This window comes from Nocardioides speluncae (genome assembly GCF_003121585.1).
GTDB lineage: Bacteria > Actinomycetota > Actinomycetes > Propionibacteriales > Nocardioidaceae > Nocardioides > Nocardioides speluncae.
The window spans coordinates 1-16,829 of sequence record NZ_QEOO01000008.1 but is presented as its reverse complement, the minus strand read 5'-3'; the positions used below and the strand labels follow the sequence as shown (position 1 = coordinate 16,829).

General features: G+C 70.2%; 16 protein-coding genes. 9 read left to right on the top strand and 7 right to left on the bottom strand.

The features are described from left to right. Positions 1–340: 340 nt before the first annotated feature. From DDV73_RS04195 to gatC, 4 genes are read right to left on the bottom strand one after another with little or no spacing between them, the layout of a single operon-like run. Positions 341–937, bottom strand: coding sequence for a hypothetical protein (locus DDV73_RS04195; protein ID WP_109506004.1), 597 nt, complete (start codon positions 935–937; stop codon positions 341–343). 8 nt (positions 938–945) lie between these two features. After that, complete coding sequence (gene gatB / locus DDV73_RS04190; RefSeq protein ID WP_109506003.1) at positions 946–2,454, bottom strand: Asp-tRNA(Asn)/Glu-tRNA(Gln) amidotransferase subunit GatB; 1,509 nt, start codon at positions 2,452–2,454, stop codon at positions 946–948. Next, positions 2,451–3,989, bottom strand: coding sequence for an Asp-tRNA(Asn)/Glu-tRNA(Gln) amidotransferase subunit GatA (gatA, locus tag DDV73_RS04185; protein ID WP_109506002.1), 1,539 nt, complete (start codon positions 3,987–3,989; stop codon positions 2,451–2,453). Before gatA ends, gatB begins: the two co-directional genes overlap by 4 nt. 3 nt (positions 3,990–3,992) lie before the next feature. Beyond that, entirely contained in the window at positions 3,993–4,313 is a 321-nt protein-coding gene (gene gatC / locus DDV73_RS04180; RefSeq protein WP_109506001.1) for an Asp-tRNA(Asn)/Glu-tRNA(Gln) amidotransferase subunit GatC, read from the bottom strand. A gap of 153 nt (positions 4,314–4,466) precedes the next feature. Here gatC and DDV73_RS04175 point away from each other — a divergent pair, with 153 nt between their 5' ends. From DDV73_RS04175 to DDV73_RS04165, 3 genes are all read left to right on the top strand, one after another. Continuing rightward, positions 4,467–6,011 (top strand): alpha/beta hydrolase, encoded by a 1,545-nt coding sequence (locus DDV73_RS04175; protein ID WP_109506000.1) that lies wholly within the window; start codon positions 4,467–4,469, stop codon positions 6,009–6,011. 83 nt (positions 6,012–6,094) lie between these two features. Beyond that, complete coding sequence (locus DDV73_RS04170) at positions 6,095–6,610, top strand: SigE family RNA polymerase sigma factor (RefSeq protein ID WP_109505999.1); 516 nt, start codon at positions 6,095–6,097, stop codon at positions 6,608–6,610. Further along, positions 6,607–7,731, top strand: coding sequence for a hypothetical protein (locus tag DDV73_RS04165; RefSeq protein WP_154402602.1), 1,125 nt, complete (start codon positions 6,607–6,609; stop codon positions 7,729–7,731). The genes DDV73_RS04170 and DDV73_RS04165 overlap by 4 nt, the downstream gene beginning before the upstream one ends. A gap of 80 nt (positions 7,732–7,811) precedes the next feature. Here the strand turns inward: DDV73_RS04165 and DDV73_RS04160 are convergent, their stop codons facing one another. Further along, positions 7,812–8,063, bottom strand: a complete 252-nt coding sequence (locus DDV73_RS04160; RefSeq protein ID WP_154402601.1) for a hypothetical protein — start codon at positions 8,061–8,063, stop codon at positions 7,812–7,814. A 149-nt stretch (positions 8,064–8,212) separates the two neighbouring features. On the opposite strand from DDV73_RS04160, the gene DDV73_RS04155 reads away from it, so the two are divergent. The 4 genes from DDV73_RS04155 to DDV73_RS04140 all read left to right on the top strand — a co-directional run bounded on the left by DDV73_RS04155 (position 8,213) and on the right by DDV73_RS04140 (position 11,388). Further along, on the top strand, positions 8,213–9,199 hold the full coding sequence (locus tag DDV73_RS04155) for an SGNH/GDSL hydrolase family protein (RefSeq protein ID WP_161962283.1): 987 nt from the start codon (positions 8,213–8,215) through the stop codon (positions 9,197–9,199). Beyond that, entirely contained in the window at positions 9,196–9,714 is a 519-nt protein-coding gene (locus DDV73_RS04150; RefSeq protein ID WP_109505995.1) for a DinB family protein, read from the top strand. The genes DDV73_RS04155 and DDV73_RS04150 overlap by 4 nt, the downstream gene beginning before the upstream one ends. A gap of 73 nt (positions 9,715–9,787) precedes the next feature. Further along, the gene (locus DDV73_RS04145; protein ID WP_109505994.1) at positions 9,788–10,153 is read left to right on the top strand and encodes a YciI family protein; all 366 of its coding nucleotides are present in this window, start codon (positions 9,788–9,790) and stop codon (positions 10,151–10,153) included. 5 nt (positions 10,154–10,158) lie between these two features. Continuing rightward, positions 10,159–11,388, top strand: a complete 1,230-nt coding sequence (locus DDV73_RS04140; RefSeq protein ID WP_109505993.1) for an RNA polymerase sigma factor — start codon at positions 10,159–10,161, stop codon at positions 11,386–11,388. A 55-nt stretch (positions 11,389–11,443) separates the two neighbouring features. Here the strand turns inward: DDV73_RS04140 and ligA are convergent, their stop codons facing one another. Beyond that, on the bottom strand, positions 11,444–13,561 hold the full coding sequence (gene ligA / locus DDV73_RS04135) for an NAD-dependent DNA ligase LigA (RefSeq protein WP_109505992.1): 2,118 nt from the start codon (positions 13,559–13,561) through the stop codon (positions 11,444–11,446). A 41-nt stretch (positions 13,562–13,602) separates the two neighbouring features. Then, positions 13,603–13,995, bottom strand: coding sequence for a hypothetical protein (locus tag DDV73_RS04130; protein ID WP_154402600.1), 393 nt, complete (start codon positions 13,993–13,995; stop codon positions 13,603–13,605). Positions 13,996–14,134: 139 nt separating this feature from the next. Here DDV73_RS04130 and DDV73_RS04125 point away from each other — a divergent pair, with 139 nt between their 5' ends. Then, positions 14,135–14,770: a TetR/AcrR family transcriptional regulator gene (locus DDV73_RS04125; protein WP_109505990.1), complete on the top strand. Its 636-nt coding sequence runs from the start codon at positions 14,135–14,137 to the stop codon at positions 14,768–14,770. Then, complete coding sequence (locus DDV73_RS04120) at positions 14,763–16,454, top strand: MFS transporter (RefSeq protein ID WP_109505989.1); 1,692 nt, start codon at positions 14,763–14,765, stop codon at positions 16,452–16,454. The genes DDV73_RS04125 and DDV73_RS04120 overlap by 8 nt, the downstream gene beginning before the upstream one ends. Positions 16,455–16,829: the final 375 nt, after the last annotated feature.

Genomic DNA, 16,829 nt, shown 5'->3' with positions numbered 1-16,829 from the left:
GGGACCGGTTGGCAGAACTTCCCAGACCCCACGACCACACCCTGAGGCCCGCGCCTGCTACTCACTCGCCAACTGGTCCGATGATCAGCGCATCCTTAGCAAGCCCCGCATCCGCCGCTGCCTCAAGAGATACATCGCCCGCGAGCTCTACCGACACCTCGCGGCAGGGGTTGACAACCTATAGAAGCGTCTCAGCCTGATGCTGACCCGGCTCGTCTTCACGCTGAAACACGCTGACCCGGCCCGTCTTCACATGTGCTACGTCAACACGGGCCGGGTCAGCGCCGTACGACGTCGACACGGGCCGGGTCAGCGCTCTCAGGCGTCGACACGGGCCGGGTCAGCGGGCGATCCGGCCGGTGACCGCGATCGCGATCTGCTTGAGCTGCTCGCGGGTGAACTGGTCGTGGTCGCTGTCCTCGCCGGTGATCACGAACGGGATGCTGCCGTGGCGGACGAAGAGCCGCTCGTTGAACGTGGCGTTGGCGAAGAACGCACCGTCGCCGATCCCGCCGACCGGCTCGTACTCGAGCTCCTTGGGAACTGCGGTCTTGTAGGCGGCCTCGAGCTCGTCGAGGAGCCGGGTCGGCATCGGCTCGTCGTCCTCGTCGACGAGGAAGCCGACGCTGAGCCGGCCCTCGGCCTTGCGGCCGGTGTCCAGCACACAGCCGTGGTACTGCCACTCCGCCTCGCCCTCGGAGCCACCGCCGACCAGCGGCTCGGGGTCGCTCACCGGCTCACCGATGATCGAGGTCATCGCCCGGAGGTCGACCACCACACACGGGGCCGCCAAGGGATCGGCGACCGGTGTGGTCGGCGTCGGGGTCGGCCGGGGCTGCGTCGTCGGCTCCGGCTCGTCCTCACCGCAGGCGGCCAGGGACACCAGCAGCAGGGCCGCGACCAGCGCCGCGACCCATCCCCCGCTCCATCGGCTCACAACCGGATCTATCCCTGGCCGAGCTTCTCGAGGATCAGCTCACGCACCCGGCCGGCGTCGGCCTGGCCGCGCATCTCCTTCATGACCGCGCCGATCAGCGCACCGGCGGCGGCGACCTTGCCGTCACGGATCTTGTCGGCGACGTCGGCGTTGGCGGCGATCGCGTTGTCGACGGCGGCGCTCAGGGCACCGTCGTCGGACACGATCGCGAGGCCGCGGGCGGCGACGATCTCCTCCGGCGTACCCTCGCCGGCCACCAGGCCGTCGAAGACCTGCCGGGCCAGCTTGTCATTGAGCGAGCCGGCGTCCACCAGCGTCTGTACGGCGGCCACCTGGGCCGGGGTCACGCCGTACTCGACCAGCTCGACGTCGGCCTCCTTCGCCCGCCGGGCGAGCTCACCCAGCCACCACTTGCGGGCGGCCTGCGGCGCCGCGCCGGCGGCGATCGTCTGCTCGACCAGCCCGAGCGCGCCGGCACCGACGGTGTCGCGCATCTCCAGGTCCGAGAAGCCCCAGTCGGCCTGCAGCCGGGCCCGCTTCTGGGTCGGGTTCTCCGGAAGCGTGCCGCGCAGCTCCTCGACCCACTCCCGCGAGGGCGCGACCGGCACCAGGTCCGGCTCGGGGAAGTAGCGGTAGTCCTCCGCGTCGGACTTCTCCCGACCACTGGTGGTGATCCCGGTGTCCTCGTGCCAGTGCCGGGTCTCCTGCAGGATCGAGCCGCCGCCATCGAGGATCGCGGCATGCCGCTGCATCTCGTAGCGGACCGCCCGCTCCACCGACCGCAGCGAGTTGACGTTCTTGGTCTCGGTGCGGGTGCCGAGTACCCCAGTACTGCCCTGGCCCTTAGGCGCGAGCGAAAGATTGACGTCGGCGCGGATCGAGCCCTGGTCCATCCGCGCGTCGGAGACGCCGAGCGCGACGATCAGGTCGCGCAGCTGCGCGACGTACGCCTTGGCGATCTCGGGCGCCTTCTCCCCCGCGCCCCGGATCGGCTTGGTGACGATCTCGATGAGCGGGATGCCGGCCCGGTTGTAGTCGACCAGCGAGTAGTCCGCGCCGTGGATCCGGCCGGTGGCGCCGCCGACGTGCAGCGACTTGCCGGTGTCCTCCTCCATGTGCGCGCGTTCGATCTCGACCCTGAAGGTCTCACCGTCGAGCTCGACATCCATGTACCCGTCGAACGCGATCGGCTCGTCGTACTGGGAGGTCTGGAAGTTCTTCGGCATGTCCGGGTAGAAGTAGTTCTTCCGCGCGAACCGGCACCACTCGGCAATCTGGCAGTGGAGCGCCAGCCCGATCCGGATCGCCGACTCCACCCCCTTGCGGTTGACCACCGGCATCGCGCCCGGGAGGCCGAGGCAGGTCGGGCAGACCTGGGTGTTCGGCTCGGCGCCGAACTCGGTCGGGCAACCGCAAAACATCTTGGTCGCGGTGTTCAGCTCGACGTGGACCTCCAGGCCCAGCGCCGGGTCGAACTTGGCCAGCGTCTCCTCGAACGAGACCAGGGTGTCGGTCATCGGGCCGGTCCTTCCAGCTCGGGCGCCTGGGCGAGCAGCGGGCCGCCCCAGGCCGCGATGTGCAGCGCCTCGACCGCGGCGCCGACCCGGTAGACCCGGTCGTCGGCGAGTGCGGGCGCCAGGATCTGGATGCCGGACGGCAGTCCGTCCTCGTCGGCGAGGCCGTTGGGCACCGAGATGCCCGGGACGCCGGAGAGGTTGGCCGGGATCGTGGCCAGGTCGTTGAGGTACATCGCCAGCGGGTCGTCGACCTTCTCGCCCAGCTTGAACGCCGTGGTCGGCGCGGTCGGCGAGATGAGTACGTCGGCCTGCTGGAACGCCGCCTCGAAGTCGCGGCTCACCAGCGTGCGCACCTTCTGCGCCTGGCCGTAGTAGGCGTCGTAGTAGCCGCTGGACAGCGCGTAGGTGCCGAGGATGATCCGGCGCTTGACCTCGTCGCCGAAGCCGGCGTCGCGGGTGGCGCGCATGACCTCTTCTGCACTTGGGCTGGGCAACACTGTGCCGTCGGGGCCCTCGGGCAGCACCCGCAGGCCGTAGCGCATCGCGTCGAACTTCGCGAGGTTGCTGGACGCCTCGGCCGGCAGGATCAGGTAGTACGTCGCCAGCGCGTGCACGAAGGTCGGGCAGGAGACCTCGACCACCTCGGCGCCGGCCTTGGTCATCAGCTCGACGCTCTCCTGGAAGCGGGCGAGCACGCCAGGCTGGTAGCCCTCACCGCCGAGCTCGGTGACCACGCCGATCCGGACACCGGTCAGGTCGCCGCTGGCGCCCTCCCGGGCCGCGTCGACCAGCTTGGGCAGCGGCGCGTCGATCGAGGTCGAGTCGAGCGGGTCGTGGCCGCCGATGATCTCGTGCAGCAGCGCGGCGTCGAGCACGGTGCGGGTCACCGGACCGGCCTGATCCAGCGAGTTCGCGAGCGCGACCAGGCCGTAGCGGGAGACGCCGCCGTACGTCGGCTTGACGCCGACGGTGCCGGTCACCGCACCGGGCTGCCGGATCGAGCCGCCGGTGTCGGTACCGATCGCGAGCGGCGCTTCGTACGCCGCGACCGCCGCTGCCGATCCGCCGCCGGAGCCGCCGGGGATCCGGGACAGGTCCCAGGGGTTGTGGGTCGCGCCGTACGCGCTGTGCTCGGTGGACGAGCCCATCGCGAACTCGTCCATGTTGGTCTTGCCGAGGATCGGCAGCCCGGCCTCGCGCAGCCGCTTGACCACGGTCGCGTCGTACGGCGGCACCCAGCCCTCGAGGATCCTCGAGCCACAGGTCGTGGGCAGGCCGGCCGTGGCCATCACGTCCTTGACCGCGATCGGTACGCCGTCGAGCGGGCTCGCGGGCGCACCGGCAGCGCGCCGCGCGTCGGCCGCGGCGGCCTGGGCGAGCGCGCCCTCGCCGTCGATATGAAGGAAGGCGTGCACGTCGCCGTCGACCGCGGCGATCCGGTCGAGGTGGGCCTGGGTCAGCTCGACGCTGGTGGTCTCGCCGCCGGCCAGCGCGTCGGCCAGCTCGGCCGCGGTCCTACGGGTCAGGTCACTCATCGCTCACTCCTCGCCCAGGATCTTCGGCACGCTGAACCGCTGCTGCTCCTGCTCCGGAGCGCCCGACAGCGCCTGCTCGGCGGTCAGGCCCGGCACCACGACGTCGTCGCGGAACACGTTGGTCAGCGGCAGCGCGTGCGAGGTCGGCGGCACGTCGGCGCCGGCAACGCCCTGGATCGACGCGATCGACTCGAGGATCACGCTCAGCTGAGGAGCGAGGTGGTCGAGCTCGGCGTCGTCCAGGTCGATCCGCGCCAGGTTGGCCAGATGGGCAACCTCGTCGCGGGTGATCCCGAATGAATCGGGCACGGATGCTTCAGGCATGAGTGACTTCCGGTTCGTGCTGGTTGGGGTGGCCTCTGGTCCAGCCGGCCACCATCCTAGGCCGACGGCTCGCCGGGCCTGTGCAAAGCCCTGTTCTCCGGTCGGTGCCTGCCCTAATGTCAGCACAGCATGACTGCCTTGGGAGGGGAACGCATGTTCATCAGGTCGCGACTGGCCGTACCAGCACTCGTCGTACTCACCGCAGCGGCACTCGCCGTACCGACCGGCCAGTCGGCCGTGGCTGACCCGACCGTGGCGGCCGCGGAGGTGACCAACGGCTGCGTCGACAGCGTCCCCGAGCCGGACACGACCACGCCGGTGAAGATCTGCTACACGCTGTTCAAGCCGGCCGGCGCGAGCGCCGAGCAGCAGGTGCCGATGATCCTGCACAGCCACGGCTGGGGCGGCAGCCGGACCAAGACCGAGGGGTCGTTCCAGCCCTGGCTGGGCGCCGGGTTCGGCGTACTCAGCTTCGACCAGCGTGCCCACGGCGAGAGCACCGGCCGGGCGCACGTGATGAACCCCGCCTTCGAGGGCAAGGACGTCCTGAAGATCGTCGACCTGATCGCCGGCCTGGACTGGGTCGAGCAGGAGCGGCGCGGCGACCCCGTGCTGGGCTCGATCGGCGGTTCGTACGGCGGCGGCTTCCAGTTCGCCGGCGCCTTCACCGAGCTCAAGGAGCGTGGCCGGACCCGCTTCGACGCGCTCGCGCCCGAGATCACCTGGTGGGACCTCAAGCAGAGCCTGGCGCCCGACAACATCCCGCGGGCCTGGTGGCTGCAGCTGCTGTACGCCACCGGTGGCCACCGGCTGCCCGCCGAGATGCAGCGGCTCTTCCAGACCTACCTGGTCCAGGGCCGCTGGCCGGACGGCGAGGACGGCAAGATCGCCGACGAGTTCTTCGCCAAGAACGGCCCGGCCTGGCACGTCTCGCAGGGCCGCCGGCTCGACATCCCGGTGCTGCTCGGCCAGGGCCTGACCGACAACCTCTTCCCGCTGCAGCAGGGGCTGCGCAACTACGACCGGGCGCTGACCCGGAAGGCGCGGTCGCAGAGCATGCTGGTCGGCTACAACGGTGGCCACACGCTGCCGAGCCTGCTCCCGCCCGGCTTCGGCACGCCGGGTGACCCGTGCTCGCAGGCCCTCGGCAGCGCCTCCTTCCGCGACCTGTCGATCCGGTTCATGCAGCTGCGGCTGCAGGACAAGCAGACCGGCCTCACCGGCTTCGGGCGTTACCACCTGGCCACCGCCGACGGCAGCCGCTGCATCTCGCAGCAGCACCTGTTCCCCAGCACCGTCCGCCGGCTCCCGTCGATCGTGTCCACCTCGGCCGCCGGCCAGCCGTTCGCGGTGAAGGTCGCCGACGGGCCGGTCACGGTGGCCGGTCCGGCGTACCTCAGCGCGCGGGTGCGCAGCCTCGCGCCCGGCAGCCGGGCCTTCTTCGCGCTGAGCGTGGGGACGACCGCTGCCGACGCCAAGATCATCCAGAACAACTCGGTCCCGATGCACGAGCCGGTCCTCGTCGCGCGCGCGCACCGCTGGCTGGAGCTGGCCGCCACCGCCGTCGACGTACCCGCCGGGCAGTCGCTGTTCCTCACCGTCTCCCCCATCGCCGACATGTACGGCGGCACGACCGGACCGCCGCCGGGTGAGCTGCGGCTGGACCGGGTGCGGCTGTTCCTCCACCAGGTGGGCTAGCCCGGCGGCGGGTGCCCGCCCAACCGATCGAGGAGACACCGCATCTGTCTGGGTGACCTGTCGTTGGGCCAGTAGGAGGACCCATGCCCAGACCACCGAACGAAGCGGACTTCTCCGAGTTCGTGCACGCCAGCTGGCCGTCGCTCTACCGGACGGCGTACCTGATGCTCGGCGAGCACGCCCTCGCTGAGGACCTCGTCCAGACCTCGCTCGCCAAGACCTACGCCTCGTGGCGCCACATCCGCGAGCTGGCCGCCGCCCCGGCGTACGCCAGGAAGGTCATGTTCAACACCGCTGCGTCGTGGTTCCGCCAGCGCGGCTGGCGCAACGAGCTGCCGACGCTGTCACTACCCGAGCGCGGGTACGACGTCGAGCACGCCGACCGGCCGACGATCATCGGCACGCTGCGCCAGCTGCCGCCGCGACAGCGCGCGGTCGTCGTCCTCCGCTACTACGAGGACCTGTCGGTCGCCGACGCCGCGGCCGCTCTCGGCTGCACCGAGGGCACCGTGAAGAGCCAGACCGCTGACGCCCTCGCCAAGCTGCGCACGCTGCTCGGCGACGCCGTCGCCCCGATCATCGAAGGACACCCGTCATGAGCGAACGACTCGCAGAACTGATGCGTGCCGAGACCGACGCGCTGCATATCCCCGCACCACCCGCCGCCGCGACCTACGCCCAGGGCCGCCGGCTCCGGCGCCGCAAGCAGCTCACCACCGGCGTGGTCGCTGCGGCCCTGGTGGCCGTGATCGGCGCGGGCACGGCGGTCGCCGTACAGTCGTACGACGGCGCCGGCAAGGACCGCCGCTCCGAGATCGGCCCCGCGACCCAGACGGCGTATCTCGAAAACCCGGTGCTGGCCGTGGGCAACACCGTCTACCTCGGCGATCAGACCACGGTCGAGGTCGAGGACGACATCCACTCCCTGCTGTACACCTCAGCCGGTCTGCTCGTGCGCACCAATAAGGACGGCGGTGCCTCCGACGGCTCCGAATTCGGCCCCTCCAGCCCCGGCTACACGCTGATCCGCCCGGACGGCAGCACCAAGGACTTCGGCGTACTCACCGAGGATCAGAGAGTGAGTAGCGACCCCACCCAGCCCTATCTGGCGTGGGCCGAGGTCAACGGCGAGGATGTCTCGGTCGTGCTGCTGGACGTGCGGTCCGGCGACGAGAAGCGAGTGCCGGTGCCGGGCCTCCACGATTGGGGCGACTGGAACGCACCGCTGGTGTCACTGTCCGGTGACGTCGTGTACGTCAGCAATAACGACGGCGTACTCGAGGTCGACTGGCGAACCGGCGACGTCTCCCCGAACGAGCACCTGGATAGCCCCTTCTCGGAGGTCAATGGCGGCCGGTACACAACCATGGAGGCCGAACGGTCTGTGATCGCCGACGCCACGACCGGCGAGCTGCTCCTGCAGTTTCCGGCCGCGGCACCCGTCGGTCTCTCGCCGGATGGGCGGTTCGCGAAGTACGGCCATGCGACGTTCGGCCGCCCTGGCAGCTTCGACGTCTACGACGTGAGGTCAGCCACCCACAGCTCGTTCGAGGGCGATTACTCGAACTACGGCTGGACCCCCGACGGGCACCTGTTCACCGTCGACCAGGGCAAGGTCAAGATCTGCGACGCCGTCAGCGGGGAGTGCACGACCGGTTACGAGGTCCCCGGCACCGAGCACTCCAAGGTCCGGCTCGGCGGCATGACGTACGAGGCCTGAGTACCGATCGTCAGATGCGGTCTTGCCCCGCGGCGTGTGCGCCGCGGGGCAGATCCGTCTGTGGGTGGTTCGGGGTGGCGCTACTCGGCGCGGTGCGCACCCCCGGACGCTCCCTTCGGCGGCACCTGGCTCAGGATCCCCGCGAGCGCCGCGTTCGGATCTCGGAGTGCGTGCCGCCCCGTCTCGGGGTCGCCGCGCCGGTGCTTGGTCTGCTGGCGCGCCGCTGCCGCCGCCGCGAGCTGCCGGCGCGCGTGGAGCCAGAGTGCGACGCCGACACCGATCAGGACGAGCCCGAGAAGGATGATTGCCATCCACACTTCGCTTGTGGTCATCGCCATGCTCCCTTGGCTTTCGTAAAACCCGGCTTTAGGTATAAGGACGATCAATCGGACGGCGCATGACGCCGCTCGGGTTTACTTTCTGGGCCGTTTTGTCGACGGCGTACGCTGCGGGAAAGCCGTCCGTCCGGGGGTGTTGGTCTGTGAAGCGCGCCGTTGCTGCGCTCGTCGTACTCCTCGTCATGGCGACCGGCTGCATGTCGGACTCGCCGGCTCAGCAGGCCTCGGGCGACGGACAGAAGCCGACGCCCACCCCGACGTTGCCGACGGCCGAGGCAACTGAGGCGCCTGGGCCACCCGAGCCGGAGCGGCCACTGCCGCGGATCGACAGGTACGTCGCGCTGGGCGACTCGTTCACGGCGGCGCCGTTCGTGCCGGAGTACGAGCAGCGGTCCGGCAGCTGCATCCGGTCGACGACGAACTACCCGAAGCTGGTCGCCCGCAAGCTGAAGACCCGGGCCGTCGACCGGAGCTGCAGCGGCGCGGACACGCGTGACCTCACCGTCGGCTCGGCGACGCGGCACGGCCGGGTGCCGCCGCAGTTCGCCGCGCTGGACCGGCGTACCGACCTGGTGACGCTCAGCATGGGCGGCAACGACGCCCAGGTGTTCGGCACCCTGGTGACCGAGTGCCCGACGTACCGCGACTCCGACCCGACCGGCTCGCCCTGCCGGGCGGAGATGCGGCGCGGCGGCGGCGACCGGCTGCTGACCGCGCTCCGCGAGACGCGCCGCTCGCTCGTCGACGCCATCAAGCGGATCCGCCAGCTCGCACCGCGGGCCCGGGTGCTGGTCGTCGGCTACCCGAAGCTCGCCCCCGACGACGGCTCCTGCCCGGACCTGCTGCCGCTCGCCGACGGTGACTACGCGTACGCCGACGAGCTGAACCGGGCCCTCAACGAGGCCCTGCGCGGCGCCGCCAGGACCGCGGGCATCGAGTTCGTCGACGTGTACGCCGCGAGCGTGGGCCACGACGTCTGCTCCGACGAGCCCTGGGTGAACGGCGCGGTTACGATCACCGACCAGGCGCTGCAGTATCACCCGTTCGCCCGCGAGCAGCGCGCGGTCGCCGAGCTCGTCCTCGACACCTTGCGCGCACCCCCGGGGGCGGCAATACCCTCCACCCCATGACTTCCCGGCCCAGCGCCTCGGAGAGGGCCTTGCGCAGCGGCGAGCGCGCCCAGCTCGAGGCCTTCCTCGACGACAACCGCGAAGAGCTGATCGAGGCCGTCGAAGGTCTCACCGACGAGCAGGCGAGGCGCCGGCTGGTGCCGTCGCTGACCACTCCCCTGGCGCTGCTCAAGCACGCCGTCTTCGTGGAGAAGGTGTGGTTCCAGGTGGCGCTCGCCGGGCGCACTCGCGAGGAGCTCGGGCTGCCCTACGACATCGACGAGTCGTTCATGCCGAGCGCCCACGACAGCGTGGACTCGCTGGTCAAGGAGCTGCGAACCGCCATCGAGGAGTCGCGCCGGATCGCCGCGCCGCTGCAGCTGGACGACCTCGCCCTGCACAACCGCCGCGGCCCTCTCACGCTGCGCTGGATCTACGTGCACATGGTCGAGGAGCTGGCCCGCCACGCCGGGCACGCCGACATCCTGCGCGAGCAGATCCTGGCTGCCGACCGGGCGGCCGAAGAAAATTCCTGAGCCGGGCTGTCGAGAACGCGCCACCAGCGGCGTCGACGTGGTGAACCATCCCTCATAGGAGAAGGAGCTCACCATGAAGTACGTCGTCATGTTCACCTCTCGCCCCGACCTCGACCAGAACGTCGAGCCGGAGCACGCCAAGGCCGTCTACGGCCGGATCTACCAGTGGTTCCAGGACAACGGCGAGCACATCGCCGACAGCGGCGCCGAGCTGCACCCGGTCACCACGGCCACCACCGTCAAGTACGGCGAGTCCGGCCCGGTCGTGGTCGACGGCCCGTTCAACGAGGCCAAGGAGATCATCGGCGGGTTCAGCGTCCTCGAGGCCGCCGACCTGGACGGCGCGATCGCCATCGCCAAGACCTGGCCCGCACTGGAGCTGCCCGGCGTCGCGCTGGAGATCCGGCCGATGGTCGAGGACTACTCGCAGTTCGAGTAGGACCCGTGGACGCCGCCGCCGATCGGGCTCTGACGCTCGCGCTGCGCGAGGAGTCTGGCCGGCTGGTGGCGGGCCTGGCCCGCCGCTTCGGCGACTTCGACCTGGCCGAGGAGGCTGTGCAGACCGCCGTCGTCGAGGCGCTGACCGCCTGGCGCCGAGACGGTGCCCCGGAGCGGCCGGGCGCCTGGCTCCAGGTCGCCGCCCAGCGCAACGCCCTCGACGCCGTACGCCGCAGCGCGCGGCAGAGCGGCCTGGCGGCTCTTGCCGCCGCCGCACCACCCGACGGGACAGCATCCGATACCGACGACCGGCTCGGGCTGCTCTTCGCCTGCTGTCACCCAGCCCTGGCACCCGAAGCCCGGCTGGCGCTGACCCTGCGGGCGGTGGTCGGTCTCACCACCCCACAGATCGCCCGCGCGTTCCTGGTCAACGAGGCGACGCTGGCGCAGCGGATCGTGCGCGCCAAGCGCAAGGTGGTCTCGGTCGGCATCTCCCTCGCCGTGCCCGAGCCCGACCAGCTCAGCGAGCGTCTCGCCGACGTGCTGGCGGTGGTCTACGTGATGTTCAACGAGGGCTTCGTCTCCTCGACCGGACACGCCCAGGACCGCGACCTGGCGAGCGACGCGGTCTGGCTGGCGACCGTGGTCGCCACCAGCCTGCCGCGGGAGGCGGAGGCCTGGGGCCTGGCCGCCTTGCTCACCATCCAGCACGCCCGCAGCCGGGCCCGGTTCGACGCGGGCGGCGGTCTCGTCCTGCTCCGCGACCAGGACCGGACGCTCTGGGACCGCGAGGCGCTCGCCCAGGGCGACGCCCACCTCGAACGCGCCGCCGCCCTACAGGCGCCCGGCCGCTACCAGCTCCAGGGCGCCATCGCCGCCTGTCACGCGTCGGCGCCGTCCTGGACGGAGACCGACTGGCTGCAGATCGTCACCCTCTACGACCTGCTGCTGCAGTACGACGGGTCGCCGGTGGTCCGGCTCAACCGGGCGGTCGCGCTGGCGCAGCAGGGCGGCAACTCGGTCGACAAGGCACTCGCCGAGGTTGACGCACTCGGCGACGGGCTCGCGTCGTACCACCTGTTCCACGCGACCCGCGCCGAGCTGCTGACCGCCCTCGGCCGGGACGCCGAGGCGGCCGAGGCCAACCAGCGCGCCCTCACGCTCACGACCAACGACGCCGAGCGCCGGCTGCTGCTCACCCGCCTGCACCGGCACCCGCTCACCGACGGCTCTTAGGGCCTTGGTTTCGAGACGGTCGCAGAGCGACCTCCTCAACCAGCGGCCGCGGCCGCTAGCGGACGGCGTCGGGACCTTCGTCGATCAGCTTCTTGAATCCGGCCTCGTCGAGGATCGGCACGCCGAGCTGCTCGGCCTTGTCGGCCTTCGAGCCGGGCGAGTCGCCGACCACGACGAAGTCTGTCTTCTTCGACACCGAGGACGCGGCCTTGCCGCCGCGGGACAGGATCGCCTCCTTGGCGCCGTCACGGCTGAAGTCGGTGAGCGAGCCGGTCACCACGATAGAGAGGCCCTCGAGGGTGCGCGTGGTGGACTCGTCGCGCTCGTCGGCCATCGAGACACCGGCCGCGACCCACTTGTCGACGATCGCGCTGTGCCAGTCGACGGCGAACCACTCGGTGACCGACTCCGCGATCGTCGGTCCGACGCCCTCGGCGGCCGCCAGCTCCTCGAGCGGCGCGTTGCGGATGGCCTCCATCGACGCGAACTCGGTGGCCAGCGCCCGGGCCGCGGTGGGGCCGACGTGGCGGATCGACAGCGCCACCAGGACCCGCCACAACGGCACCTGCTTGCGGGTCGCGAGGTTGGCGAGCAGGCGCTGGCCGTTGGCCGACAGCACGGGCTGGTCGCCCTCGTCCTTCTTCGGCGCGCGGGTGAACAGCGGCGCCTTCAGTACCGCGGCGTCGGTCAGCCCGAACAGGTCGCCCTCGTTCTCGATCACGCCGGCGTCGAGCAGCGCGACCGCGGCCTCGTAGCCGAGCCCCTCGATGTCGAAGGCGCCGCGGCCGGCGACATGGAAGACCCGCTCGCGCACCTGGGCCGGGCACTGCTCGTGGTTGGGGCAGCGCAGGTCCTTGTCGCCCTCCTTCTGCTCGGCGAGGGTGCTGCCGCACGACGGGCACTCGGTCGGCATCTGCCACTCCGGCAGCCCCTCGGGCCGCAGCGCCAGCACCGGGCCGAGGATCTCCGGGATCACATCGCCCGCCTTGCGCAGGATCACGGTGTCGCCGGGCCGGACGTCCTTGCGCTTGACCTCGTAGGCGTTGTGGAGCGTCGCGTTCTCCACTGTCGAGCCGGCGACCTTGGTCGGCTTCATCACGCCGTACGGCGTCACCCGGCCGGTCCGCCCGACGTTGACACGGATCTCCAGCAGTTCGGTGTTGACCTCCTCCGGCGGGTACTTGAACGCGATCGCCCAGCGCGGCGCCCGGCTGGTCGAGCCGAGCCGCCGCTGCAGCATCACCTCGTCCACCTTGATCACCACGCCGTCGATCTCGTGCTCGGTGACGTCGTGGCGGTGCTCGCCGAAGTAGTCGACGTACTCCTGCACCGCCTTGAGGTCGGGCAGCACCTTGACCCGGTCGGAGGTCGGCAGCCCCCAGGCCCGCAGCGCTTCGTACGCCGCGGACTGGGCGGTCGGCTCGAAGCCCACGCGGGCGCCGATGCCGTGGCAGACCATCCCGAGGTCGCGCGACGCGGTGACCCGCGGGTCCTTCTGCCGCAGCGAGCCGGCCGCGGAGTTGCGCGGGTTGGCGAACATCGGCTTGCCGGCCTCGACCAGCGATGCGTTGAGCCGGTCGAACGCCTCGATCGACAAGAACACCTCGCCGCGAACCTCGACGCGTTCGGGCACGGGGAACTCGTCGGTCCCGGTCAGCCGGTGCGGGATCGACGCGATCGTCTTGACGTTGGGCGTGACGTCCTCACCGGTGCGGCCGTCGCCGCGGGTCAGCGCGCGCACCAGCCGGCCGTTCTCGTAGAGCAGGTTGATCGCCAGCCCGTCGACCTTCAGCTCGCACAGCAGGGCCGGGCTCTCGACACCGTCGCGCACCAGCCGCGCGTACCACGACTCCAGCTCCTCGGTGGAGAAGGCGTTGTCGAGGCTCTCCATCCGCTGCAGGTGGTCCACGGCGGTGAACTCGGTCGACACCGCTCCCCCGACCTTCTGGGTCGGCGAGTCCGGCGTCCGCAGCTCGGGGAACTCCTCCTCCAGCGCCTGCAGCTCGCGCAGGGTGACGTCGTACTCCGCGTCCGACAGGCTCGGCGAGTCGAGCACGAAGTAGCGCCAGCGCGCGTCCTCGATCTTCTCGGCCAGCTCCTGATGGCGGTCGCGGGCCTCCGGGGTCGCCGGGGTCGGCTCGGCGGTGGGTGCCGTGGTGTCGGAAGAGCTCATGGACACATCTTGCCGTGCCGCACCGACAACGCCGGTAAGCGTCAGTCGAGCGCGTAGAAGCGCTGGGGATAGACCGCCATCAGCCCCTGCTCGCCGCGCACCACCACCCGGTTCTTCTCGACGGTGGCTTCCAGCCCGTCGTCGTGGAAGGGGTACGGCGCGTAGGTCACCCGCGAGATGTCCTCACCGTTGACGCGGTGCACGAAGTACAGGTAGTCGACCGCCTCGCCGCCGAGCACACCCGACCGGCCCTCGCGGCGCTGCACGCAGACCTGGCGACCCTCGGTATCTGTCGCGCCGCAGACCTCCTCTGTCACATCGAGGGCCCGGGAGTCGTCGTATGACTGCCAGCCCAGCAGACCGACGAAGCAGGCGACCGCACCGAAGAAGACACCAGCCAGACCGACAGCCACGATCACGAGGACTCGATTCATGCTCCGGAAACTCCCCGGAATGAAGTCGGATGAAACTGAGTTGTGTCATCCGAACCGCACCGCTACTCTGATCCAAGTGAAACGGAACGGTTTCGTTTCATTCCGGACAGATCCACCCTCACCAGACCAGGACCGCACCATGAGCGCCGTACCTCCCCCCAGCGACACGGGCGTCAGCCGCCCGCGCGTCGCCGGTGACCGCGAGCTCGAAATCCTGGAGGCGACGCTCGACGTGCTCGCGGACGTCGGCTACGACCGCCTCACCATGGACGCCGTCGCCACCAAGGCCAAGGCGTCGAAGGCAACGCTCTACCGGCGCTGGAGCGGCAAGTCCACACTCGTGCTCGACGCGCTGCTCAAGGAGAAGGACCAGCCCGTGCCGGTCGACACCGGCAGCTTCCGGGACGACCTGGTGCAGTCCTACTGTCAAATGAGTGGCGAGGGTGGCCAGCGCCAGGTCACCATATTCACCCAGCTGCTGACCGCGCTCAGCCGCGATCCCGAGTTCGCGGCGGAGTTCCGGATCCGGTTCATCGGCCCCAAGGAGGCCCTGGGCCGCGCGATCTACGAGCGGGCGAAGGCCCGCGGCGAGATCCGGGCCGACCTCGACGTGGACCTGTTCGGGCCCGCCATCGCGGGCATCGTCCTGCACCGCCTCTACATCCTCGGCGAACAGCCGACCGAGGACCTGATCACCCGCGTGGTCGACGAGATCGTCGTGCCCGCGGCCACCTGCCCCACCAAGCCTCGAGAAGTAAAGGAATCCCATGGCTGACCTCACCAAGACTGAGGCCACCGAGCCGTTCGAGGAGGAGGTCGCCGAGACCGATCCTCGCAAGCTCCGGTGGGCTCTGATCATCATCTCCATCGCTCAGCTGATGGTGGTGCTCGACGCAACGATCGCCAACATTGCGCTGCCGTACATCGGCAAGGACCTCGACATCGGTCCGGCCAACCTGCAGTGGATCGTCACCGGCTACGCGCTCGCGTTCGGTGGACTCCTGCTGCTCGGCGGCCGGCTCGGCGACCTCTACGGCCGCCGGCTGACGTTCATCGTCGGTGTCACTGTGTTCGCGGCGGCATCGCTGCTCGGCGGGCTCGCCACCAACGAGGCGCTACTGCTGGCCTCCCGTGGTCTGCAGGGCCTCGGAGCGGCGCTCGCCTCACCGGCCGCACTGGCGCTGATCGCGACCACGTTCCCTGCCGGACCGCAGCGCAACCGGGCGTTCGCGGTGTACGCCGCGATGTCCGGCGCCGGTGCCGCGGTCGGCCTGATCCTGGGTGGCTGGCTGACCGGTCTCGAGCCCTCGCTGTTCGGCAGCGACATCAGTGGCTGGCGGCTCACGTTCCTGATCAACGTCCCGATCGGCATCTACGCCGCAGTGATGGCGCCTCGCTTCTTCCGGGAGTCGGAGCGGCACCGCGGCGAGCTGGACATCCCGGGCGCTGTGACCGGCACCCTGGGTCTGCTCGGCATCGTCTACGGCCTCTCCCGGGCCGGCGACGTCCAGAACGGCTGGGACGACCAGTGGACGATCGCCAGCCTGGTGGCCGGCACGGCACTGCTGCTGGTCTTCGCGGTGATCGAGTCGCGGGTCGAGCACCCACTGCTGCCCTTCCGCATCTTCGCCAACCAGACCCGGGCGGCGAGCTTCCTGGCGATGATGCTGATGCCGGCCGCGATGTTCGCGATGTTCTTCTTCCTGAGCCTCTACATCCAGCAGATCATGGGCTACAGCCCGCTCAAGGCCGGCGTCGCGTTCCTGCCGTTCTCGGTCGGCATCGTGATCAGCGCGACCATCGTGTCCAGCCTCGCGAGCAAGGTCGACCCGCGCTACATCGCCGGCGTCGGCACCCTGCTCGCGTCGGTTGCCCTGTTCGGCTTCTCCCGGCTCTCGGTCGACGACAGCGCCCCCGCGGTGCTGCAGGCGTTTGCGCCGGGCGGCAGCCCGCTGGGCGAGAGCGTGAACTACTGGGTCGACATCTTTCCGTTCATCCTGCTGATGGCGTTCGGCATGGGCGCGGTGTTCGTGCCGCTCACGCTGACCGCGGTGCACCACGTGCGGGCCGAGGACTCGGGCATCGGCTCCGGCGTCCTCAACACCATGCAGCAGGTCGGCGGCGCCCTCGGCCTCGCCAGCCTGAGCACGGTGGCCAACCACTACGTCACTGCGCACGGCGAGAAGATCGGACCTGAGGTAACGGCCGGCCTGACCCAGGCCGCGCAGGCCAACCCCAAGGTGGAGCCGGGCCTGATGGAGGCGTTCAATGTGGACTCCTTCCGGGAGGCCATCGGGCGCGTAATCGCCGGTGGTGGGTTCCCGGAGGGCGCAACCCACGCGTTCTTCGTCGGCACCTTCATGATGCTGGCCTCCTCAGCCGTGGTCTGGCTGTTCCTCAACGTCAAGCACGAGGAGCTCGCCACCGACGGCCCGGAGGGCGGCGCCCACATGGGCTGAGAAGGTCAAGGGCCTGAGAAAGGTCGAGCAACGGCGGCCCGGTCGTACGCGTCCGGGCCGCCGTCTGCTCATGGCGTTCAGCTACTCATATTTCGAGTCAGGTCCTACCCGCAGCGATAACGGCCCCCGCCGCTGGTCCGCATCCAGTGAGAATCGTCCCTATTGAAGGCAACACTGAACCCGCCGGTCGTCAGCCCGAACCCGGTTACCTTACTATCGTTGTAGGAATGGGCGTACCGAGCGAATGCCTGAAGGCACTTGCGATCGAGTGGCTTTATTCGGCTCTTCCTACCTGAGGTGGGGGCTGGTGAGTCCGCCGCCGACGAGGAGCATGCGTAGGCGGTAGTTGTCGTAGTTGCGGAATCCTCGGGCGAC

Coding starts and splice junctions, on each gene's coding strand:
- gatB (WP_109506003.1), bottom strand. CDS start 2,454: ATGACCGACACCCTGGTCTCGTTCGAGGAGACGCTGGCCAAGTTCGAC.
- gatA (WP_109506002.1), bottom strand. CDS start 3,989: ATGAGTGACCTGACCCGTAGGACCGCGGCCGAGCTGGCCGACGCGCTG.
- gatC (WP_109506001.1), bottom strand. CDS start 4,313: ATGCCTGAAGCATCCGTGCCCGATTCATTCGGGATCACCCGCGACGAG.
- DDV73_RS04175 (WP_109506000.1), top strand. CDS start 4,467: ATGTTCATCAGGTCGCGACTGGCCGTACCAGCACTCGTCGTACTCACC.
- DDV73_RS04170 (WP_109505999.1), top strand. CDS start 6,095: ATGCCCAGACCACCGAACGAAGCGGACTTCTCCGAGTTCGTGCACGCC.
- DDV73_RS04165 (WP_154402602.1), top strand. CDS start 6,607: ATGAGCGAACGACTCGCAGAACTGATGCGTGCCGAGACCGACGCGCTG.
- DDV73_RS04160 (WP_154402601.1), bottom strand. CDS start 8,063: ATGACCACAAGCGAAGTGTGGATGGCAATCATCCTTCTCGGGCTCGTC.
- DDV73_RS04150 (WP_109505995.1), top strand. CDS start 9,196: ATGACTTCCCGGCCCAGCGCCTCGGAGAGGGCCTTGCGCAGCGGCGAG.
- DDV73_RS04145 (WP_109505994.1), top strand. CDS start 9,788: ATGAAGTACGTCGTCATGTTCACCTCTCGCCCCGACCTCGACCAGAAC.
- ligA (WP_109505992.1), bottom strand. CDS start 13,561: ATGAGCTCTTCCGACACCACGGCACCCACCGCCGAGCCGACCCCGGCG.
- DDV73_RS04130 (WP_154402600.1), bottom strand. CDS start 13,995: ATGAATCGAGTCCTCGTGATCGTGGCTGTCGGTCTGGCTGGTGTCTTC.
- DDV73_RS04125 (WP_109505990.1), top strand. CDS start 14,135: ATGAGCGCCGTACCTCCCCCCAGCGACACGGGCGTCAGCCGCCCGCGC.
- DDV73_RS04120 (WP_109505989.1), top strand. CDS start 14,763: ATGGCTGACCTCACCAAGACTGAGGCCACCGAGCCGTTCGAGGAGGAG.